This is a genomic window from Streptomyces sp. NPDC046977 (assembly GCF_040644455.1).
Taxonomy (GTDB): Bacteria; Actinomycetota; Actinomycetes; order Streptomycetales; family Streptomycetaceae; genus Actinacidiphila.
Window position 1 is genome coordinate 478,250 of sequence record NZ_JBEYWO010000001.1, and the last position, 22,602, is coordinate 500,851.

10 protein-coding genes are annotated in these 22,602 nt (G+C 70.3%); all 10 read right to left on the reverse strand.

Annotation, left to right across the window (positions count from 1 at the left end; genetic code table 11):
• Nucleotides 1-32: 32 nt before the first annotated feature.
• Nucleotides 33-15,941, reverse strand: a complete 15,909-nt coding sequence (locus ABZ883_RS01860) for a non-ribosomal peptide synthase/polyketide synthase (RefSeq protein WP_360899837.1) — start codon at nt 15,939-15,941, stop codon at nt 33-35.
• 418 nt (nt 15,942-16,359) lie between these two features.
• Nucleotides 16,360-16,572 carry an MbtH family protein gene (locus ABZ883_RS01865; RefSeq protein ID WP_360900209.1) on the reverse strand — a complete coding sequence of 71 codons (213 nt, stop codon included), beginning with the start codon at nt 16,570-16,572 and terminating at the stop codon, nt 16,360-16,362.
• Between the two features lie 262 nt (nt 16,573-16,834).
• Nucleotides 16,835-17,437: a hypothetical protein gene (locus ABZ883_RS01870; RefSeq protein ID WP_360899840.1), complete on the reverse strand. Its 603-nt coding sequence runs from the start codon at nt 17,435-17,437 to the stop codon at nt 16,835-16,837.
• A gap of 203 nt (nt 17,438-17,640) precedes the next feature.
• Nucleotides 17,641-18,528 (reverse strand): SDR family oxidoreductase, encoded by an 888-nt coding sequence (locus ABZ883_RS01875; RefSeq protein ID WP_360899843.1) that lies wholly within the window; start codon nt 18,526-18,528, stop codon nt 17,641-17,643.
• A gap of 55 nt (nt 18,529-18,583) precedes the next feature.
• Nucleotides 18,584-18,982, reverse strand: a complete 399-nt coding sequence (locus ABZ883_RS01880; RefSeq protein ID WP_360899846.1) for an MmcQ/YjbR family DNA-binding protein — start codon at nt 18,980-18,982, stop codon at nt 18,584-18,586.
• Nucleotides 18,983-19,022: 40 nt separating this feature from the next.
• The gene (locus tag ABZ883_RS01885; protein ID WP_360899849.1) at nt 19,023-19,940 is read right to left on the reverse strand and encodes an NADP-dependent oxidoreductase; all 918 of its coding nucleotides are present in this window, start codon (nt 19,938-19,940) and stop codon (nt 19,023-19,025) included.
• Between the two features lie 53 nt (nt 19,941-19,993).
• The gene (locus ABZ883_RS01890; protein ID WP_360899852.1) at nt 19,994-20,623 is read right to left on the reverse strand and encodes a nitroreductase family protein; all 630 of its coding nucleotides are present in this window, start codon (nt 20,621-20,623) and stop codon (nt 19,994-19,996) included.
• Between the two features lie 55 nt (nt 20,624-20,678).
• A complete protein-coding gene (locus tag ABZ883_RS01895) occupies nt 20,679-21,503 on the reverse strand; it encodes an isocitrate lyase/phosphoenolpyruvate mutase family protein (RefSeq protein WP_360899855.1) in 825 nt (274 codons plus the stop codon).
• Between the two features lie 80 nt (nt 21,504-21,583).
• Nucleotides 21,584-22,009, reverse strand: a complete 426-nt coding sequence (locus tag ABZ883_RS01900) for a GNAT family N-acetyltransferase (RefSeq protein WP_360900212.1) — start codon at nt 22,007-22,009, stop codon at nt 21,584-21,586.
• Between the two features lie 54 nt (nt 22,010-22,063).
• Nucleotides 22,064-22,444 carry a nuclear transport factor 2 family protein gene (locus ABZ883_RS01905; protein ID WP_360899858.1) on the reverse strand — a complete coding sequence of 127 codons (381 nt, stop codon included), beginning with the start codon at nt 22,442-22,444 and terminating at the stop codon, nt 22,064-22,066.
• Between the last annotated feature and the right edge of the window lie 158 nt (nt 22,445-22,602).

Below are 22,602 nucleotides of genomic sequence, written 5' to 3' on the forward strand. Positions count from 1 at the left end.
TGGAACCGCGTGGGGACGCGAGGGGTGGGGCCCTAGCGCTGCCGGGGACGCAGCGCGGGCCGGCTGTGCTTCTGCGGTCCCAGCCGCTTGGCCAGTCCGGCGGGGGTGGGCGTTTCGAAGATCGCGCGGATCGGGACGTCCCTGTTGAGGGCGGCGCGGATGTGGCCGGCGAGCTGGGTGGCGAGGAGGGAATGCCCGCCGAGATCGAAGAAGTTGTCGTCCACTCCGAAGTCGGGCAGGCCCAGCACCTTCGCGAAGATGCCGCAGAGAGCGGCCTCTTCGGGTGTGGCGGGTTCCCTGCTCTCGCCCTGACCGGCGTAGTCGGGTGCCGGGAGGGCGGACCGGTTCAGCTTGCCGTTCACCGTGACCGGCAGTTCGTCAAGGACGACGATCGCGGAGGGGACCATGTAGTCCGGGAGGAGGGTGGCGACATGGGTCCGCAGCACGCCGCCCGCCGCCGCCCGGAAGGCGCCGATGTCCTCGGCGGACACTTCGGGGGACGGCACGAGGTAGGCGGTGAGGCGTTGGTCGCCGGGTTGGTCCTCGCGGACGATGACGGTGGCGTGGGCGACGGCGGGGTGGGTGAGGAGTGCGGTTTCGATTTCGCCGAGTTCGATGCGGAAGCCGCGGATTTTGACTTGGTGGTCGGTGCGGCCGAGGTATTCGAGCTCTCCGTTGGTGTTCCAGCGGGCGAGGTCGCCGGTGCGGTACATGCGTTCGCCGTGCTGGCTGTGGGGGTTGGCGACGAAGCGTTCGGCGGTGAGGCTCGGTCGGTTGAGGTAGCCGCGGGCGAGTTGGGTGCCGGCGAGGTAGAGCTCGCCTGTGACGCCGGGGGGTACGGGTTGGAGTGCGGTGTCCAGGACGTAGGTGTGGGTGTTCCAGATGGGGCGGCCGATGGGCACCACAGCGGTGGTGTGGGGTTCGCAGGTGTGGGCGGTGACGTCGATGGATGCTTCGGTCGGCCCGTAGAGGTTGTGCAGCGGGATGCCGAAGGATGCGGCGAATCGGTCGCGCAGTTCGGCGGGGAGGGCTTCGCCGCTGGCCATGACGGCGCGCAGGGATGGCATCGTCCACTGTGATGTTTCGGCCGCCGCCGTGAACACCTGGAGCATGGAGGGGACGAAGTGGGCGATGGTGACGTGCCGGCGCTGGATGAGTTCGGCGAGGTAGTCGGGGTCGCGATGGCCGCCGGGGCGGGCGACGACGAGGGTGGCGCCTTCCAGGAGGGGCCAGAAGAACTCCCAGACGGATACGTCGAAGCCGAAGGGAGTCTTCTGTACGACGCGGTCGTCGGCGGTGAGCTGGTAGGCGTGCTGCATCCACGCCAGCCGGTTCACGACACCCGCGTGCGGGAGGGCGACGCCCTTGGGGCGTCCGGTGGAGCCTGAGGTGTAGATGACGTAGGCGGGGTGGGCCGGCAGCGGCATCTGGTCGGGGTCGGTGTCGGCCTGTGACTCCAGATTGGTGGTGGGGTCGTCCAGCACCACCCGCGTCACGCCCTCGGGCAGGGCGCCCTCGAACTGACGGGCCGTCACCACCAGCGCCGGCGTGGCGTCGCCCAGCACGTAGGCCACGCGCTCGGCCGGGTACTCCGGGTCGATCGGCACGTACGCCGCGCCGGACTTGAGGACGGCGAGCAGCGTGACGACGAGATCCGGGGAGCGGTCCATCATCACCGCCACCCGCTGCTCCGGGCCCGCACCACGCGCCATCAGCAGTCGTGCCAGCCGGTTCGCCCGCACGTTCAGCTCCGCGTAGGACAGCTCGGTGTCCTCGAACACCACCGCGGTCGCGTCCGGGGTACGGGCCACCTGCGCCTGGAACAACTCGGGAAGCGTCGCCGCGGGAACAGCACGCGCGGTGTCGTTCCACTCGATCAGCAGCCGGCGTTCCTTGTCGTCCAGGACGTGGATCGCACGCAACGGCCGCTCGGGTTCGTCCTCCAGCGCCGTGACGAGGTCCGCGACCGCGGTGTGCATGAAGGCGCCCAGCGACCGCGGATCGACCGGGGCCACCGCCTGGACGGTGAAGGTGAAGTGGGGGTCCTGGTCGTTGACGGCGAATTCCAGCGGGTAGTTGGTGCGCTCGTGCCCGTGCAGCAGTTCCATCCCGTCGGGGCCCGGTGCCGTCGTGTCCTCGGCGTGCCGGTAGTTGAACAGCGACGTGAACAGCGGTGTCCGGGCGGGAAGGGCGCTGGCCCGCTGGGCCAGGATGAGCGGCGCGTGCTCGTGCACCAGCAGGTCCGCGAGCTGTTGCCGCATGGCGTACACGGCCTCGCGCACGCTCACGGAGCCGACGTCGAGGCGGGCGGGCAGCGTGTTGACGAACAGTCCGGGTACCCGGTCGGCTCCGGCGCCCGCGTTCATCCGGCCGAACAGCACGGTGCCGAACACCACGTCGTCCCGGCCCGAGGTGGCCGCCACCACCCGCGCCCAGGCGACGTGGAACAGCGTCGCCGGGGTGACACCCAGGCTCCGCGCCTGCTCTCTGAGCCGCTGCGCCACATCGGGACCGAGGGGCATGCGCACCTCGGACACGCCGCGGCCGTCGCCGTGCACGTCCAGCAGCCCGTAGGGCGCGGTCGGCTCGCTCACGTCCCCCACAAGCCCCGCGAAGAACCGCTCGTGTTCCTGCGCCGGGATCGTGAGCCGTGCCCGCGCGACGAACTCGCGGAACGGCAGCGGCGCCGGCAGCGTGTCCGCGCCTCCGGAGAGGATCGCGCGGATCTCGTCGAAGACCAGGGCGAGGGACGTACGGTCCTGCACGAGGTGGTGCACCTCGAGCAGTACGACCCACCGCCCGTCGCCGGGGTCCTGCGCCACGGCGGCCTGGAGCAGGGGCGCTCGCCGGACGTCCATCGGCTCCGTGCGGGTGGCCAGCAGGCCGCCGACGACGTCCGCGCCCTCCAGCCGGAGCGTCCTGACCGCGACGGGCGCCGCACGCAGGACGACCTGGACGGGCTCCCGGAGCCCTTCCCACAGGAAGGCGGTACGCAGGATGTCGTGCCGGTCGACCACCTGCTGCACGGCGGCGAGAACGGCGTCCACCCGCTCCCGGGAGTCGAAGCGGAGGACGTACGGCAGCGTGTACAGGTCGCTGCCGTTCTCGCCCTCCAGCAGGTGGTGGAAGAGGATGCCCTCCTGGAGCGGGGCCAGCGGATAGATGTCGGCGATGTTGGCCGCGCCGCCGGGCACCTCCGCGGTGACGACGGCGATCTCGTCCGCCGTGAGGTCGGCCAGCGTCACCATCTCCGGCGTGATCGCCGTGGCACCCGCGGGGATGCCGTTGTCGGGCAGCACCACCTTCGGAGCGCCCTCCAGCGCCGCCAGACCGGACACGGTCGGGCTGGTGAACAGCGTCCGCACGTCGACCGCGACACCCGCCGCCCGGGCCCGCTCCACCAGCGTCACCGCCAGCAGGGAGTGCCCGCCCAGCTCGAAGAAGTCGTCGTCGACACCGACCGAGGGCAGGCCGAGCACCTCGGCGAACAGCGCGCACAGGATCTCCTCCTGCACCGTCGACGGCCCGCGTCCCGTGGCCGCGGCAGCGTAGTCCGGAGCCGGCAGCGCCCTGCGGTCGAGCTTGCCGTTGACCGTCAACGGCAGTGCGTCGAGCACCAGGATCGCGGCCGGGACCATGTACTCGGGCAGCACCTGCGCCAGGCGTGCGCGCAACTGCGCGACGTCCGCGTCACCGGCCGCCACCACGTACCCGGCCAGGCGCTTGTCGCCCGGCCGGTCCTCGCGGACCACCACGGCCGCCTGCGTGACGGACGGGTGGGCGAGCAGGGCGGCCTCGATCTCGCCGAGTTCGATGCGGAACCCGCGGATTTTCACCTGGTCGTCGGTACGGCCCAGGTACTCCAGCTGTCCGCCGGTGTTCCAGCGGGCCAGGTCGCCCGTGCGGTACATCCGTTCGCCCGGCTGACCGTACGGGTTGGCGACGAAGCGCTCCGCGGTCAGGCCCGGCCGGTCCAGATACCCCCGGGCCAGCTGCACACCGGCCAGGTACAGTTCGCCGGCCACGCCGGGCGGTACCGGCCGCAACGCCGCGTCCAGCACGAACACCCGGGTGTTCCACACCGGGCGCCCGATCGGCACCCCACCACCTGCGTCCGCCCCCGGCTCGCACGTGAAGGCGGTGACGTCGATGGCCGCCTCGGTCGGGCCGTACAGGTTGTGCAGCGGGATCGGCAGCACGGCGTGGAACTGGTCGCGCAACGAGGCCGGCAACGCCTCGCCGCTGCAGACCACGGCCCGCAGGGAGGCGCACTCCCGGGCGGCGGGTTCGGCGACGAACACCTGCAGCATCGACGGGACGAAGTGGGCGACGGTGACCTGCTCGCGCCGGATCAGTCCGGCCAGGTATCCCGGGTCGCGGTGACCGCCCGGACGGGCCGCCACCAGCGTCGCGCCCTCGACCAGCGGCCAGAAGAACTCCCACACCGACACGTCGAACCCGAACGGGGTCTTCTGCACGACGCGGTCGCCGGAGGTCAGCCGGTAGGCGTCCTGCATCCACGCCAATCGGTTGACCAGGCCCCGGTGGGTGATCGTCACGCCCTTGGGACGCCCGGTGGAGCCGGAGGTGTAGATGACGTACGCCGGGTGATCGACCAGAAGGCCACGGGTGCGCTCGGCGTCGTGGAGGTCGGTCGGGGACAGGGCGTCGAGGGAGAGCGCCGTTTCCGGGTCGTCGAGGACGAGGCGGGGGAGCTGCCCGCCGTCCGCCGGGTTCAGGGCAGCGGTGGTGACCAGGAGTACGGGACCGGCGTCGGCGAGGACACGGGCGATGCGGTCGGCCGGGTGGTCGGGGTCGACCGGGAGGTAGGCGGCGCCCGTTTTCAGGACGGCCAGCAGGGTGGCGACGAGATCGGCGGAGCGCTCCAGGTGGACCGCGACAAGGGTTTCGGGTCCGGCACCCCGTCCGGCCATGAGCCGGGCGAGCCGGTTGGCACGCGCGTTGAGGTCGGCGTAGGACAGCCGCTCGTCCTCGAAGACCACGGCGGTGGCGTCGGGCGTGCTTGCGGCCTGGGCCTGGAAGAGGTCGGGAATTGTCGCCGCCGGCACTTCGTGCGCGGTGTCGTTCCACGTCGTCAGCACGGTGTGACGCTCGTCCGGGTCGAGCAGGTCGATGTCGGTGACGGGGCGTGCGGGATCGGCGGTCGCGATGTCGAGGACGCGGACGAACCGCTCGGCCAGTGATTCCACCGTGCCGTGGTCGAACAGGTCGGTGGCGTACGTGACGGAGCCGGTCAGGCCGCCGGAGCCGGTCTCGCGGAGCTGGACGTCAAGGTCGAACTTGGCAGGCAGATCGCCTGCGTTCAGGACGTGGGTCTCGACGCCAGGTATGGCGAGGTCGGCCGGAGCGGCGTTCTGCAGCGCCAGCATGACCTGGAAGAGCGGATGGCGGGCCATGGACCGGGCGGGAGCCAGGTCCTCCACCAGCCGTTCGAACGGCACGTCCTGGTGGGCGAAGGCGTCCAGACCCCGTTCGCGCACGCGCTGCAGCAGTTCCCGGAAGGACGGTTCCCCCGAGACGTCGGTGCGAATGACCAGGGTGTTGACGAAGAAGCCGACCAGCTCGTCCAGGTTCTCGTCGGTGCGGCCCGCCAGCGAGGTCCCGATGGGGATGTCGGCACCCGCGCCGAGGCGGAAGAGCAGCGTGGCCAGGGCGGCTTGCAGCACCATGAACACGGTGACGCCCTCGGCACGGGCCAGGCCGGTGATCCGCTCGTGGAGTTCGCCGTCGATGCGCAGACCGACGGTCCCGCCGCGGTGGGAGGCCACCGGCGGCCGGGGCCGGTCGGTGGGCAGGGCGAGTTCCTCCGGCAGGCCGGCGAGGGCCTCGCGCCAGTGGTCCAACTGGTGGGTGAGGACGCTCGCCGCGTCGTGGTCCTCGCCCAGGAGGTCGCGCTGCCAGAGCGTGTAGTCCGTGTACTGGACCGGGAGCGGTTCCCATTCCGGCGCCCGGCCGCCTGCGCGGGCGGCGCAGGCGGTGGAGAGGTCGCGGGCGAGAGGCGCGAGGGACCAGCCGTCGCCGGCGATGTGGTGCAGTACCAGGACCAGCACGTGTTCCTGCGGGGCGACGGCGAACAGCCGTGCCCGCAGGGGGAGTTCCTCGGAGAGGTGGAAGGGGCGGCCTGCTTCTTCGGCCACGGCCCGCGCCACCTCGCCCGCCGGCATCTCCTCCGAAGAGAACGGCAGGTCGAGCGCCTGAGGGGCGAGGACGCGCTGCTCGGGTGCGCCGTCGACCTGCGCGAAGACGGTGCGGAGCACTTCGTGGCGGGCGACGACGTCGGAGAGAGCGGCCCGGAGGACGTCGGGATCGAGGTCGCCGGTGAGGCGGAGGGCGATGGGGATGTTGTAGAGCGCGGACGGCCCTTCCAGCTGCTCCAGGAACCACAGGCGCTGCTGGGCGTACGACAGCGGCACCGTCGCGGGCCGCGTCCGGACGGTCAGCGGCAGACGTGCGGCGTCGGCGCCGCTCGTGGCGAGACGGAGGGCGAGCCCGGCGACCGTGGGGGTCTCGAACAGGGCCCGGACCGGTACCTCGGCCCCGAGGGCGGTGCGGATACGGCTGACCAGACGGGTGGCCAGGAGCGAATGGCCGCCGAGGTCGAAGAAGTTGTCGTCCACCCCGACGTGCGGGAGGCCGAGCACGTTGGCGAACGCCTGGCTGAGCAGCTGCTCCTGGAGGGTCCGCGGTTCCCGGCCCGGGCTCGCGGCGCTGTAGTCGGGGGCGGGCAGGGCCTTGCGGTCCAGCTTGCGATTCACCGTGAGCGGGAGCGCGTCCAGCTCGACGATCGCCGACGGCAGCATGTAGTCCGGCAGCACGGCCGACAGGCCGGCACGGACGTCCGCGACGTCCGTGCCGCTCGCCGGGACGACGTAGCCGACCAGGCGCTTGTCGCCCGGCTGGTCCTCGCGGACGACGACAGCCGCCTGGGCGACGGACGGTTGGGCGAGCAGAGCTGCCTGGATCTCGCCGAGCTCGATGCGGAAGCCGCGGATCTTCACCTGGTCGTCGGTGCGGCCGAGGTATTCCAGTAGCCCGTCGGAGTTCCACCGGACCAGGTCGCCGGTCCGGTACATCCGCTCGCCGGGCTGACCGTACGGGTTGGCGACGAACCGCTCCGCCGTCAGGCCGGGCCGGTTGACGTACCCCCGCGCCACCTGCACACCGGCGAGGTACAACTCCCCGGCCACCCCCGGAGCCACCGGCCGCAACGCCGCGTCCAGCACAAAGGCCCGGACGTTCGGCAGCGGACGGCCGATGGGCGGAGTGCGGTCCCACGACCGCGCGCCGCACCGCATCAGGGTGGCGCCGATGGTCGTCTCCGTCGGCCCGTAGCTGTTGTAGAACTCCCGGTCGGCAGTGACCCACCGGTTGACGAGACCCGCGTCCGGCGCCTCACCGCCCACGATGAGCGTCCGCAGCTCCGGGAGGCGCGCCGGGTCCAGCTGCCGCGCGACCCCCGGTGTCACGTGCGCCACGGACACGTTCTGCGCGCGCATCAAGTCCTGGAGGCGCTCGAGGTCGACCCGGTCCTCATCGGCGGCCAGCACGAAGGCCGCACCGGAGACCATGGTGACGAAGAGGTCCTGCACCGACACGTCGAAGCTGAACGCCGTCGCCCCCAGCATCCGCGTACCCTCGCCGATCCCGTACTCGGGTGCGGCGGCGGTGATGTTGTTGGCGAGCGAACGATGCGTGACCGCGACGCCCTTCGGACGCCCCGTGGAGCCCGAGGTGTAGATGACGTACGCGCGGTGGTCGGGCAGCAGCGGGCTGCGTCGGTCCGCGTCGGACAGATCGTGCGCGGCGCGGCTCGACAGGTTGTCGAGGGGCAGACGAGTGACGTCGACGCCCGGCAGGCTCTCCCACGTGGCGTCGCCGCCGATGAGGACCGAGGGCCGCGCCTCGGCGAGCAGATACGCGATGCGATCGACCGGGTGACCGGGATCGACGGGGAGGTAGGCGGCCCCTGTCTTGAGCACGGCCAGGACGGCGACGACGAGGTCGACGGACCGGGGAAGGGCCAGTGCGACCAGCTGCTCGGGCTCTGCGCCGTGTTCGATCAGCAGCCGGGCAAGCTGGTTGGCGCGGGTGTTGAGTTCGGCGTAGGACATGTCCACGCCTTCGAACACCACGGCCGGAGCCGAGGGAGTGCGCGCGACCTGGGCCTCGAACAACTCGGTGACCGTGGTCTGCGGCAGCTGCCGGGTGGTGTCGTTCCACTCCACCAGGACGCGGTGGTGCTCGGCCGGGCCGAGAACGTCGATCCGGTCCACGAGGACGGACGGGTCTGCGGTGACGGTGTGCAGGACCCGTGTGAAGCGCTCGGCGAGGGCGGCGGCGGTGTGGTGGTCGAACAGGTCGGTGGCGTAGGTGATCGCGCCGCGGAGGCCGGCGGGCGTGCCGTCGCCGGTGAGGCGTTCGTTGAGCTGGACGTCCAGGTCGAACTTGGCGGGACCGCTGCCGGTGGGCAGGGCCTCGGCGGTCAGGCCGGGCAGGTCCAGAGTCGCCTGCGCGTTGTTCTGCAGAGTGAGCATGACCTGGAACAGCGGGTGGCGGGCCATCGACCGGGTCGGCGAGAGCTCTTCCACCAGGCGCTCGAACGGGATGTCCTGGTGCGCGTAGGCATTGAGCGCCCGCTCACGGACGCCTGCGAGGAGCTGGGTGAAGTCGGGGTTGCCTGAGAGGTCGGTGCGCAGGACGAGGGTGTTGACGAAGAATCCGACGAGGCCGTCGACTGCCTGGTCGGTGCGTCCGGCGATGGGGGTGCCGATGGGGATGTCCTCCCCGGCGCCGACGCGGTTCAGCAGTACGGCCAGTGCGGCCTCCATCACCATGAACACGGTCACACCCTGCGCCCGTGCCAGGTTCACGACCGCCTGGTGCACGTCGGCGTCGATGTGGAGGTCGACGGTGGCGCCTCGGTGGGTGGCCACGGGGGGCCGGGGCCGGTCGACCGGCAGTGCCAGTTCTTCGGGTGCTCCGTCGAGTGCGTTGCGCCAGTGGGTGAGTTGCTCGGTCAGGAGGCTGCCGGGGTCGGAGGCGTCTCCCAGCAACTCCCGCTGCCAGAGGCTGTAGTCGGCGTACTGGACGGGCAGTGGCTCCCAGGTGGGTGCGGTGCCGGTGGTGCGGGCGGTGTAGGCGGTCGACACGTCGTGCGCCAAGGGGCCGAGCGACCATCCGTCGCCCGCGATGTGGTGGAGGACCACGACCAGCACATGCGCATCGGGACCGGTCCGGATCAGGCGGGCTCGCAGCGGGATCTCGTGGGCCAGATCGAAGGGGTGCGCCGCCGACTCGGCTGCGGCGTGTTGGGCCTGTTCGGCGTCGATGACGGTCAGAAGGTCGCCGACTTCGTCGGTGTCGATGATGCGCTGGTAGGGCCGGCCGTCAACGCTGGTGATGACGGTGCGCAGGACTTCGTGGCGGGCCACCACATCGCGGAGTGCGGCGTGCAGGGCATCGGTGTCGAGTGCGCCGGTCAGCCGCAGCGTCATGGGGATGTTGTAGGTGGGGGAGGGGCCTTCGAGTTCGCTGAGGAACCACAGGCGTTGCTGGGCGAACGACAACGGCACCAGTTCCGGCCGGTCAGCGGGCAGCAGCGGGGGCCGCGAGGCGCTGGTGTTGGTCAGCCGGTCCGCGAGTTCGCGGAGCGTGCGTGCCTCGAACAGCGTACGAATCGGGACCTCTACCCCGAACGCCGATCGGATACGGCTGATCAGGCGTGTGGCGAGGAGGGAGTGTCCGCCGAGTTCGAAGAAGTTGTCGTCGATGCCGACGGACAGCAGGCCGAGTGTCTCCGCGGCCAGGGCGCAGAGGATTTCTTCCTGGGCGTTGGCCGGGCCCCGGCCGCCGGTACCGGCGGCGTAATCGGGGGCGGGCAGGGCCCTGCGGTCCAGTTTGCGGTTTGCCGTGAGCGGGAGCGCGTCGAGTGCGACGATCGCCGCCGGCACCATGTAGTCGGGCAGCAGGCCGGCGACGTGGGCGCGCAGTTCGGCGCTGTCCACGGTTGCTCCCGGGACGATGTAGCCGACGAGGCGTTTGTCGCCGGGCTGGTCCTCGCGGACGATCACGGAGGCCTGGGTGACGGACGGGTGGGCGGCCAGGGCGGCCTCGATCTCCCCGAGTTCGATGCGGAACCCGCGGATCTTGACCTGGTCGTCGGTGCGCCCGAGGTATTCCAGCTGCCCCTCGGCGTTCCAGCGGACCAGGTCGCCAGTGCGGTACATGCGCTCGCCCGCCCCGCCATAAGGGTTGGCGACGAATCGTTCCGAGGTCACTCCCGGCCGGTCGAGGTATCCCCGGGCCAGGCCGGCCCCGGAGATGTACAACTCCCCGGCCACGCCGAGCGGCACCGGCCGAAGGGCCGCGTCCAGCACGAAGACCTGGGTGTTCCAAATGGGTCGCCCGATGGGTACACGGGTGCCGTGTGCAGGATGCAGGGGTGCCAGCGTCGACCACACGGTGGTCTCCGTCGGGCCGTAGAGGTTGGTCACCGACACTGCTGCTGCCGTCAACTGCTCGGCGAACGCCGGGGGCAGTGCCTCGCCGCCGACCAGTGCCCGCAGCCCGCCGATCGCGTCCGGTGCCTCCGCGGCTAGGGCCTGCCACACCGCGGGCGTCGCCTGCAGCACTGTGGCGCCCGACTGGCGGATCAGTTCGGCCAGGGCCTGCGGGTCCCGGGCGGTGTCGCGGTCGGCGAGCACCATGCGGGCGCCGGACACCAGGGGTACGTAGACCTCCAGTGTGTGGATGTCGAACGCCACCGTGGTCACCGCGACGAGGGCGTCGTCGGTGCCCAGGGTCAGGTGCTCGCGCAGGGCGGCCACGAAGTTGCCGAGCGCGTGGTGGGAGACCACCGTCCCCTTCGGCCGGCCCGTGGAGCCCGAGGTGTAGATCACGTACGCGGGATGAGAGGGCAGCAGCGCCACGCCACGTTCGGCGTCGGTCAGGTCCCCGCCCTCACGGCGTGAGATCGCCTCGGCGGTCTCCGGGGCGTCCACGACCAGCCGCACCGCGCTCTCCGGCAGTACCGGCTCCACCGCACGGGTCGTCACCACCAGCGCGGGCCGGGCGTCAGCCATCACATAGGCGAGGCGATCGGCCGGGTGGCCGGGATCGATCGGGAGGTAGGCGGCACCTGCCTTGAGGACGGCCAGGATGGCGACGACGAGGTCGACGGACCGGGGAAGGGCCAGCGCGACCAGTCGTTCGGGCCGTGCCCCGTGCTCGGCCAGCAGCCGCGCGAGCCGGTTGGCGCGGGCGTCGAGTTCCGCGTAGGACACGTCGACGCCCTCGAACACCACGGCGGTGGCGTCCGGGGTGCGTGCGGCCTGCGCCTGGAACAACTCCGCGACCGTGGCCCGCGGCACCTCCCGGCCGGTGTCGTTCCACTCCTCCAGGACGCGGTGGTGCTCGGCCGGGCCGAGGACGTCGATCCGGCGCACGCGGACCGACGGATCGGCGGCCACCGTTTCCAGGACCCGGACGAGGCGTTCGCCGATGCCGGCGGCGGTGCGGTGGTCGAACAGGTCGGTGGCGTAGGTGATCGCGCCGTGCAGGCCCGCGGGCTCGCCCGCGTCGGTGAGGTGTTCGCCGAGCTGGACGTCGAGGTCGAACTTGGCGGGCACCTCGCCGGTGGGCAGGATCTCGACGTCCAGGCCGGGCAGTTCGAGATCCGGGGTGGTGTTGTTCTGGAGGGTGAGCATGACCTGGAACAGGGGGTGGCGGGCCATCGACCGGGCCGGGGTGAGCTGTTCCACCAGCCGTTCGAACGGCACGTCCTGATGCGCGTACGCGCCCAGAGCCGTCTCACGCGCCTGACCCAGCAGGTCCAGGAACGTCGGATCGCCGGACACGTCGGAGCGCAGGACGAGGGTGTTGACGAAGAATCCGACGAGGTCCTCCACCGCCTCGTCGGTGCGTCCGGCGACGGGGGTACCGATGGTGATGTCGTCCCCGGCGCCGAGGCGGTGCAGGAGGACGGCCAGTGCCGCCTGCGTCACCATGAACACGGTGACACCGTGTGCGCGGGCCAACTCGACCAGTGCCTGGTGGACCTCGGCGCCGATGTGGAGGTCGACGGAACCGCCGCGGTGGGTGGCCACCGGGGGCCGGGGCCGGTCGGTGGGCAGGACCAGCTCCTCGGGCGCCCCGTCCAGCGCGTGGCGCCAGTAGGCGAGTTGCTCCGACAGCAGGCTGGCGGAGTCGGTCGCGTCCCCCAGCAGCTCCCGCTGCCACAGGCCGTAGTCGGCGTACTGCACCGGCAACGCGGCCCATGCGGGGAGTTCACCGGCGGAGCGGGCGGCGTAGGCGGCCGACAGGTCACGTGCCAGCGGGCCCAGCGACCAGCCGTCGCCCGCGATGTGGTGCAGCACCATGACCAGCACGTGCTCGTCCGGCCCCACCTCGGCCAGCGACGTGCGGACGGGAATGTCGGTGGCCAGGTCGAAGCGGTGCCCCGCGGCCCCGGTCAGCCAGGACTGCAGTGCGCCTTCCGCCACCGGTACGACCGGCAGCACGACATGGGCTTCCTCGGACGGAAGGATCCGCTGGTAGGGCAGACCGTCCACGGTGGTGAAGACCGTGCGCAGCACTTCGTGCCGGCCCACGACGTCGTGCAGCGCGGCGCGCAGGGCGTCGGTGTCCAGCGTGCCGGTCAACCGCAGTGCCATGGGGATGTTGTAGGTGGCCGAGGGGCCTTCCAGTTCGCTGAGGAACCACAACCGCTGCTGGGCGAACGACAGCGGCACCAACTCCGGACGTCGCGCCGGCGCCAACGGCGGCCGGGACGCGCCGGAGGCGGTCAGCCGGCCCGCCAGTTCACCGAGCGTGGGCGCCTCGAACAGCGTCCGGATGGGCACCTCCACCCCGAACACCGACCGGATGCGGCTGACCAGCCGGGTCGCGAGCAGGGAGTGCCCGCCCACCTCGAAGAAGTTGTCGTCCACCCCGACGGAGGGCAGGTTGAGCACATCGGCGGCCAGCGCGCACAGGATCTCCTCCTGTGCCGTCGCCGGACGCCGGCCGCCGCTGTCCGCTTCGTGATGCGGAGCGGGCAGTGCCTTGCGGTCCAGCTTGCCGTTCACCGTCAGTGGCAGTGCGTCGAGTGCGACGATCGCCGCCGGCAGCAGGTAGCCGGGCAGTACGGCTGACAGACCGGCACGGACATCCGCGATGTCGACGCCGTCCGCACCACTCGCGGGGACGACGTAGCCGACGAGGCGCCGGTCGCCGGGCCGGTCCTCACGGACGACCACCGCGGCCCGCCCCACGGACGGATGCGCCGTCAGCGCGGCCTCGACCTCGCCCGGCTCGATCCGGAAGCCGCGGATCTTCACCTGGTCGTCCGCCCGGCCCAGGTACTCCAGTTGACCGTCGGCGCCCCATCGTGCCAGGTCACCGGTACGGTACATCCGCTCGCCCGACGCGAACGGGCTGGCCACGAACCGCTGCGCGCTCAGGGCGGGGCGGTCCAGGTAGCCCCGCGCCAGCTGCACGCCGGCGATGTACAGCTCGCCCGGGACACCCGGAGGCACCGGCCGCAGCGCACCGTCGAGCACGTACGCCCGGGTGTTCCACACGGGGCGGCCGATGGGCACGGTGGAGTGCCCGCGGTCCGCCGCGCTCCATCGTCCGTACGTGACCTGGATGGTGGTCTCGGTCGGCCCGTACAGATTGATGAACGGCACCCCCCACGCCTCGGCGACGCGTGCCGCCAGAGGAGCGGGAAGCGCCTCGCCACCGGACAGGACGAGCCGGAGGCGACCCGCGTCCTCCAGGGGGAGGGTGTCCAGGATCGAGGGAACGAGCTGCGCCACCGTGACGCCGTGGCCCACGATGTGCGCCATCAACCTCTGCGGGTCCCCGGCCTCCTCGGAGGACACCAGGGACATCGCGGCACCGCTGACCAGCGGCAGCCACACCTCGCACCCGGCCGCGTCGAAGCTGGCGGACGTACGGGCCAGCACGACGTCACCGGTCTTGGTGCCGCTTGCCTCGCGCAGGCACAGCAACTGGTTCACCAGACCCGCGTGCGGCACCGCCACGCCCTTGGGCCGGCCGGTGGACCCGGAGGTGTAGATCAGGTACGCCGGGTGTGCGGGCCGCAGCACCGCGCACCGCTCGGCGTCGGCCAGGTCGGCGTCAGTCAGGTCCCCCAGCGCCGCGACGGTACCCGGAGCATCGATCACCAGAGGAGTCACCTCGTCCGGCAGCCCCTCCCGCACCGCCTCGGTGGTGAGTACGAGGCCGGGCCGGGCGTCCCGGAGCATGTAAGCGATCCGGTCGGCGGGGTAGGCGGGGTCCACGGGCACGTACGCCGCCCCCGCCTTCACCACCGCCAGCAGGGCGGCCACCAGGTCGGCCGAGCGGTCCATCAGCACGGCCACCCGGTCCTCCGGCCCCACACGCCTGGTGACCAGCAGTCGCGCCAGACGGTTGGCCCGGGCGTTCAGCTCCGCGTACGTCAGCCGCGTGTCCCCGAACACCACCGCGGTCGCGTCCGGGGTGCGGGCGACCTGCGACTGGAACAGCTCGGGAAGCGTCGTGAGGGGAACCTCCCGGGTGGTGTCGTTCCACTCCACCAGCATCCGGTGGTGTTCGGCGGGGGTGGCCAGGTCCAGCCGGGCGATCGGCGCATCGGGCTGCAGGCCGGCCAGAGCCGTGAGCAGATGCAGGAACCGGGCCTGGTGGGCGGCGTTCTCCTCCTCGGTGTAGAGCGCGGGGTTGGCCAGGAAGTCCAGCCGCAGACCCGCGTCCCGCTCGTAGATGAGGATCGTCAGGTCGTCCACCGCGCCGTTCGCCAGGTAGGTGCGCGCGGTGGTCTCGCACTGCCCGAACCGGGGCATCGTCCGGTCGTCGGGGAGGAAGTTGATCGCGGGACCGAACATGCGGCCGCCCGTGCGGGCGAGTTTGAGGTCGCGGTACAGATCCTCGTACCGGTAGCGCTGGTGCTGCAGAACCCCCCGGCTCCGCGCGGACGCCTCCCTGGCCAGGTCACGTACGCTCATGTCCGCCGCGACCCGCATACGCAGCGGCAGCACCTGGGCCATGCTCGCCACCGACCCCTGCACCCGCGATCCCTTGCGCGCCGTGACGGTCAGGCCCAGCACGACGTCCTGCGCCTGCGCCACCCGGTGCACGTACAGCCCGGCGGCCCCGATCAGCAGGGCGGGCAGGGCGACGCCCGACGCGCGGGCCACCTGCCGAAGCGACTGCGCGACCTCGGCCGAGACCTCGGCGGAGCGGCGGTGAGCACGGTGGGACGCCGACACCGACGCCGTCCCCGAGGCCAGGGTCACGGCCTCGGGCGCGTCCTCCATCCGCTCCGCCCAGTACGCGCGGTCCCGCGTGAACTGCTCGCTCCCGCGGTACGACTCGTCGTCGGCCAGGATCTCCTCGAGGGTCGCGAACGGCGTGAACGGGCAGTCGCGCCCCTCTTCGAGGGCGGCGTAGATCTCCGTCACCCGGTTCAGCCACACCGCGTAGCCGACGGCGTCCACCGCGATGTGATGGGCCCGCAGATACACCACGGTCCTGTCCTCGCCGACCGTGAGCGCGGTGAAGGTGATGATCCGGCCGTGTTCGAGATCGGCGGGGCGGGCCGCGTCGGCCCGCATCCATGCCTCCGCGGCCGCCACAGGGTCGGGGTCCGCCCGCAGGTCGACCACGGGCAACCGGTAGTCGGCCAGGGGTTCGACCACCTGCCACGGGCCGTCGTCGTCCTGCCCGAACCGCCGGTGCGACACCTCGGCCTCAGCCAGCGCCTGGCCGAACGCCGCCTCCAGCAGGCCGAGTTGCAGGGGGCCGACGATGTCCAGGTACTCCACCATGTTCTGGGCCGGGCTCTCCGGATCCAGTGCCTGGGCGTACCAAATGCCCTTCTGAGCCGCGGTCAGGGCCTTTTTGGCATGGTTAGGCATATTGAATACCCCGTGTGCTTGATATCCGTCGAGAAGTCAGCGCAAAATCCTGTGCCACGCGGACTCGTCATCTGTCGGCGACAGATTTCCTGCCTGTCGAGGTCCGGCCGCGAGCGCGGTGCAATCCTGGACTCCCCGGGGTGGCGACCGGCGAAGCCCTTTAATGTTCTTTGAAGGTGTGGCGTGTTCTCGCTGATATCAGAAGAACGAAGTGGCCGACGTAAATGCGGCCGGGGTAGGTACTTCGGCGCCTGTCAGGTCGTGTGCGCTTCGTGTTTGTTCCCCGGGTGGCGGGCCGGGGGAGCGGCTTCGGGGTCAGCGGCGGCGGGGACGCGCGGCGCGTACGACGGCCGCTGCCCGCCTTTCCGTCTCCGAGTACGGTCCGCTGCGACGCAACGGACCGCAGGTCCGAGCGCGTTCAGTTGTCGCCCATGGCGTCGGCCAGGCTCTTGGGTCGCATGTCGGTCCATGTACGTTCAACGTAGTCGAGGCAGTCCTGTCGCGAAGCCTCGCCGAATGCGATCTCCCAGCCCTCGGGGACATCGACAAAAGTCGGCCACAGGGAATGCTGCTTCTCTGCGTTGACCAGCACCAGATAGGTGGCGTCCTGGTCCTCAAACGGGTTCGTCATGTCCGGTGCCTTCTGATATTCGCTCAAATTACTCGTGCTTTACCAACTTTACGCAAACGGAACCTATTCATCGCAAGCAAACGCGGAGTTACCTCCGGCTGGCACCCGCATGATCTTGCGGTGGCAGTGGGGTCGCGTCGGATCCCCTCGATTGCCCGGGTGCGGCAGGTTTATTGCTTTTGTGCGCGGATCCCGGGTGCCGTGAGGGCCAGGCACGCGACGTGCGGCAGACGCCGCTGCCGGTCAGGAGGCGCTTCGACGGTCACTGCTCGGGGGCGGACCAAGTCGCCACGAGTGCCTGCCAATCCGGAAAGCGCGGGCCGGAGACCGTCTCCCGCACGGGTGCACCGTTGAGCCAGCACACCTGCTCGGGGGCGCCGTCGCCGGTGTCGAACAGGCAGCACACTCCTCCGCTGTCCGCGGTGAGGTCGGTGAACGCCTTTCTGACGTTGGCCGATTGCGCGAACAAGCGGCTCATCCCCGACGACGCGGCCCAGCACTCCACCGACGTGTAGCCAGGGTGCAGTACGGACGTGAACCGGAACGTCGCGTAGATGTACCCGATGCGGATGCGCCCGTTTGCGTCGGGTTCGGAGCCTCTCGCCTGCGCGTACTGAAGCAGTGCGTCATCGACGTCGAACAGGAGGGACATGTCGAGTTCGAGCGTGCTGCTCGTGGAGCAGTCGACCGGCTCGCTCGCCAAATGCGACGTGAACGGGAGAAGGAGCCGGTCACCGCCGGGCAAGGTGACCTCGAGCGGCGGCACGGCAGGCGCCCGTGGTGCCGCCAGCGCGGCCAGACGGGTCAACGCCCTGGCGACGTTCCCAGGACGCAGATAGATGTCGTACCCATAGATCAGGCCCACTTCTCCCCCTGCCCCGGATCGAACCGCACCCTCTCACGACCCGCCCCTCGGGCGCTTGCCGGTTTCCTGGGCACCGGTTTCGGCACCGGCAACCCGCCGGAGGCGGGCACGCGTGAGGCGGCGGCCCGGTGCTCGGCGCAGCGGGCCGCCGCCTCAGGACGCGGGGATGCCGATGGTCGTCGTGGTGCTCAGCGCACCAGTCTTCACCCCAGGGACGGATAGTCGCCGGCGGCGAGGTCGTCGATCAGGCTCGGGTGGGTGGGCTTCCAGCCGAACCTTTCCTGGGTCAGTGCACCCGACGATGCCATGTCGAGGGCGAAGATGCGCCCGATGACGCCGAAGCGCTCCTGCGGCACCGACTCGACGGGTACCGACAGAACGCCGCCGATGGTCTCGGCAAGCGTCTTCATGGTGTCGCCCTCGTCCGCCACCGCGTGCAGGGCCGTGCCGGGCGCGGCGTCCTCGAGTGCGATGCGGAACAGTGGGGCGGCGTCGAGCAGGTTGACCGCGGGCCATCGCTGCGTGCCGTCGCCGACGTACGCGGACACGCCCGTCTTCTGCGCGGCGGCGATCAGCACCGAGCAGAAGCCGTATGCCGAGGCGCGCTGGTGCACGGAGCGGGGCAGCCGTACGACGGAGGAGCGGATGCCTTGGTCGGCCAGGGCCAGAATCTCCTGTGATGTGCGGCCGCGGCCGCCGGTCGGACCCTCGGTGGTGTCGGGGTCCTCCTCGGTGGAGGTGTGGCCGGGCATCATCGGTGTGAGGCCGGCGTGCACGAACGGTTTGCCGGTGCCGGTGAGGGCGGTGGCAAGCGTTTTCACGGCGCGGGCTTCTTCCTCGATGCCCTGGTCCATGTTGTTCCAGTCGTTGCTGAAGGCGAGGTTGACGACACCGTCAGCTTGCGTGGCTCCGGTGCGGAGGCTGTCGAGGTCGGTGAGGCCGCCGCGGAGCGGCGTCCCCCCGGCGGCCGTGACGGCCTTGGCCGCGGCGTCGGACCGGACGAGGCCGATGACTTCGTGACCAGCGGCGATGAGGTCGGGAACGACAACTGAACCGATGCTGCCGCTGGCGCCGGTGACGAATACACGCATGGGAGGCTCCAGATGACTGCTGCGACGCTGCGTCGCAGGACGGGCATGTCGGGGGTCAGACCTGGCGGTCGAAGATGTGCGGATCCACGGGTCGCCTGGACTTGGGAAGCCCGGCGACCACGAGACGGTAGGAGTCGGTCACGAGTTCCTCCACCAACTTGTCGTCGATGGCGTCCCCGCCCTGAACCGTGATCCAGTGTGTTTTGTTCATGTGGTAGCCGGGGGTGATGTCCGTGTAGCGCTCCCGCAGGGCTGTGGCGTCGCCCGGATCGGCTTTCAGGATCAGGACGGGACGGCCAGGCATATCCGTCATGAGCATGAAGACCTTGCCGCCCACCTTGTGGAGCTCCCAGTCGGGGTCCGCACGATGCTCCTGGTCGGTGCCGGGCAGTTCCGCGGTGACATCGCGGGCGATCTTCTGCAGTTCCTCTCCGTCCAAGGTGATCAACTCCATTGTCGTTCGAGTCCCTGGCGTATGCCGGGCCGTCCACCGCCTACGGGAGGACGCGGATGACTGTCTTCCCGAGGCGTCGCGTGGTCGGGTTGAGGGCTCCGACGGCATCGTCGAGACTCGCGACGTCACCAATGTTGGTCCGCAGCCGCCCGTCCCGCACCCGCTGCACGATCTCACCGAGTCCGAGGCGATCGGCCTCGACGACGAAGTCCATGGCCAGGCCGTCGGCGGGCCGTGCTTCGACCGGGCCGACGACGGACACCAGCGCTCCTCCGGCCCTGATCAGGGCGGCGGACTGCTTCTGAATGTCGCCACCGATGACGTCGAAGACCAGGTCGACGCCGCCGACGTCCTTCAGCATGTCGCTGCCGAGGTCGACGAACTCGTGCGCCCCGAAGTCGAGCGCCTTCGCGCGGTCCGCTGCGCGTCCGGTGCCGATGACGTAAGCGCCCGCTTCCCGTGCGAGCTGGGTCACCATCGTCCCGACCGCCCCGGCCGCGCCATGGGCGAGGACGGTCTGACCGGCCTGGAGGCGGCCGTACTGGAACAGGCCCTGCCACGCGGTCAGGCCTGAGATCGGCAGGGACGCGGCCACCGTGAAGTCGACGTCGCCCGGCAGCGGTGCGAGGTTGCGTGCCTCGATCGCCACGTACTCCGCGAGGGTGCCGTCGCGGTGCCAGTCGGCGAGGCCGAACACCCGCTGGCCGACCGAGAGCCCCGCCGTGCCGTAGCCGAGCGCGGTGACCACTCCGGCCAGCTCGTGGCCGGGGATCGACGGGGTCTTGTCACGGCCGGCGCGATCGGTCCAGGTGGACGGCCACTCCATCTCCGTGGGGACGAAGCCTGAGGCATGGATCCGAACAATGACGTCGTTGATCGCCGCGAGGGGCTCGGGCCGCTCCGTCAGCGTCATTCCGGCCGTTCCCGCGGCCTGGTCGGTGACCACAATCGCTTTCATTGGTATGGCTCTTCCTTGGTAGGTACGGAGAGTTCTGGCTTCCGGATGGGTGCTCAGACGAAGGTGAACAGCTCGTCCGCGTCGAAGCGCGAGATCGGGGTGGGGTACACCCGCTCCGGGTCGGGATAGCCGAGGGCCAGCAGCACCGTCGTGGTGTGACCGCCCTCCCGGATCTTGAAGGCCTTGTCGACACTGGTCGGGTCGAAGCCCTCCAGCGGAGTGGCCTCCACGCCGAGCTCGGCGGCCGCCATCATGGTCAGGCCCACCGCCATGTAGGTCTGCTTCTCCATCCAGTGGTTCAGGTCCTTGTACCCGTAGGTGCGAAGGTCGAGGAAGTTCCTGGTCATGGATTCCCACAGCTCCTGCTTTGCCAGGTCGGGGAACCGGCCGTCGGCCCTCTCCTTCGCGAACACCGCCTCCAGGTGGGCGTCGGGCAGATCCGCCCGGGTGGTGAGAATGATCGTGTGCGACGCGTTGAGGACCTTCTCGGCGTTGTCCCGGAACCGTTCGCCCAGGTTGTCGGCGAGCCGCTCCTTGCCCTCCGTCGTGGCGAGGACGTAGAAGTGGTTGGGCTGCACGTTCACCGATGTCGGCGTGGAGCGCAGGAACCGCAGCAGCTGCTGGAGGGTTTCTCCCGGAATGGTCCTGCTGGGATCGAAATACCTGGTGAGATGCTTGTTCATGAGCTTTTCAAGATTCACGTGAATCTGCCTCTCTCGTGCGACGAATGGGTTGGGGTTATGTCGTTCGGCGGGCGATCAGCTCGTTGATGCGTTCGAAGCTGGTTCCTGTCGTCGCGGTGCTGAGGTCACCCGCGACGAGTGCCTTGATGGCCTCGTCGAGTGCCTGCATCGCGTGGGTGTAGAGCGCCGGACCCACGCTGATGCGCTTGACCCCGGCCTTCTGCAGTTCGGCGACGGTCAGCACCTCGTCCGCCGGCGAGACGAGGACGTTCACCGGTGTCGGCGCCACGGCGGTGACGATCGCGACGAGTGCGTCGAGGTCCGGCGGGAAAGGGGCGTAGAGCACATCCGCGCCGGCCTCCGCGAAGGCCGTCAGACGCCGGATGGTGTCGTCGAGATCGGGCCGCCCCTGGAGGAAGTTGTCGGTGCGGCCGGTGACGACGATGCGCCCCTTGGCCGCCTTCACGGCGCCGCGTATGCGGTCGACCGCCTCGTCGAAGTCGCGGATCGGGTGATCGGGACGGCCCGAGGTGTCCTCGATCCCGATACCGGCCAGGCCGGACTCGACGGCGGCTTCCACGGTCGCGGCGACGTCCTCGGGTGTGTCGCCGTAGCCGTCCTCGAAGTCCCCGTTGACGGGCAGCCCGGTGAGACGGCCGAGCAGTCGCGCGTGCTCGAGGTGTTCGGCACGGGTGACTTCGTGACGTCCGTCGGGCCGGCCGAGTGTGGTGGCGAGTGCCGCCGACGACGTTGCGATCGCCTCGAAGCCGGCATCGGCCAGCATCAGAGCCGAGAGGCCGTCCCATGCGTTCGGCATGACGAGGCCGCCGTCGCGGGTGTGCAGCGCCATGAATTTCTCGTAGAGCTCGGAGCCCGGCATGGCGAACCCTTCCCTGGTGATTGTTTTTGGGCGGTCCGGAGGGAGTTCGGTCCCGCACGGGGGCCGCAACGGAACCCGCGCTACGCCAAGTCGTGCTCAACGAAGGCGCCGGCACCGGGATGGACCGCGTCGATGAGGTCGGCGTACTCCGGGTTGCGGTCGATGAACTCACCCACCACCGGGCACATGACGGTGATTTTCTTCCCGCTCTCGCGGATTGCGTCCAGCACTCGGGAGATGAGCTCGGTGGCCACCCGGTTCTTGCGGAAAGCGGGGTCGACCCAGGTCGTCAACAGCACGACGCGGCCGCCCACGAACCGGTACGAGAGTTCGGCGATCCCGTCATCACCGAGAGCGGCGATCCAGCGACCGCGTTCCGCGTCGTGGACGACATCGAGCACCCACCTCGACTCCGCCTCGCCAAGGATCGGCTCGTCCAAGGCGGCGATGAGCGCAGCGTTGTTCTCTTCACGGGCCGATGCCTCCGCCCCGAAATCGAACGTCATGGTCACACTTTCTGTTGAGGGACCCGATGAGTGGGTCCGGCTGAACGGGCGTGGTCAGGTGCCAGGGGCGATCGCGCAGGCCGAGACGCAGACCCAATTGCCGTCACGCTTCTGGTAGGTGTCCGTGTAGAGGGCTTCCTGATGCGCGCCGTCGGCGAGCAGGGTGTAGGTGGCACGGGCGTGGATCAGGGCGACGTCACTGAGGATGCGGATTTTGACGTCGTGCACAGCGAGATCCTTGAAGGGCCGCGGCTCGGCGATGTATTCGAGGAACTCGGAACGGTTGCGTGTGACGCCCGGAGTCTGAACGACGAAGTCCTCGGCGAGGAACTCGCTGAAGCGCTGCACGTCGTTGAACTGGTCGGAGTGGACATAGTCGTTGTTGAGCTGGTCGAGGATCGCCAGGTCTTCGGTGGTCTGCTTGGTGTGGTTCATGTGTCTGTTCCTTCTCTGCGTGGTGTGGCGTTCACTGCAGGTCGGATCGACGCGGCGAATGTGGCCGTAAGGGGGGAGGCCCGCAATGGGGAATGCCTCACGTTCGCTGTGGAATGCGGCCGTCGCGCTATGGAGGGCTCCGGACAAAAGCCACTGCT

Coding starts and splice junctions, on each gene's coding strand:
- ABZ883_RS01860 (WP_360899837.1), bottom strand. CDS start 15,941: ATGCCTAACCATGCCAAAAAGGCCCTGACCGCGGCTCAGAAGGGCATT.
- ABZ883_RS01865 (WP_360900209.1), bottom strand. CDS start 16,572: ATGACGAACCCGTTTGAGGACCAGGACGCCACCTATCTGGTGCTGGTC.
- ABZ883_RS01875 (WP_360899843.1), bottom strand. CDS start 18,528: ATGCGTGTATTCGTCACCGGCGCCAGCGGCAGCATCGGTTCAGTTGTC.
- ABZ883_RS01880 (WP_360899846.1), bottom strand. CDS start 18,982: ATGGAGTTGATCACCTTGGACGGAGAGGAACTGCAGAAGATCGCCCGC.
- ABZ883_RS01885 (WP_360899849.1), bottom strand. CDS start 19,940: ATGAAAGCGATTGTGGTCACCGACCAGGCCGCGGGAACGGCCGGAATG.
- ABZ883_RS01890 (WP_360899852.1), bottom strand. CDS start 20,623: ATGAACAAGCATCTCACCAGGTATTTCGATCCCAGCAGGACCATTCCG.
- ABZ883_RS01895 (WP_360899855.1), bottom strand. CDS start 21,503: ATGCCGGGCTCCGAGCTCTACGAGAAATTCATGGCGCTGCACACCCGC.
- ABZ883_RS01900 (WP_360900212.1), bottom strand. CDS start 22,009: ATGACGTTCGATTTCGGGGCGGAGGCATCGGCCCGTGAAGAGAACAAC.
- ABZ883_RS01905 (WP_360899858.1), bottom strand. CDS start 22,444: ATGAACCACACCAAGCAGACCACCGAAGACCTGGCGATCCTCGACCAG.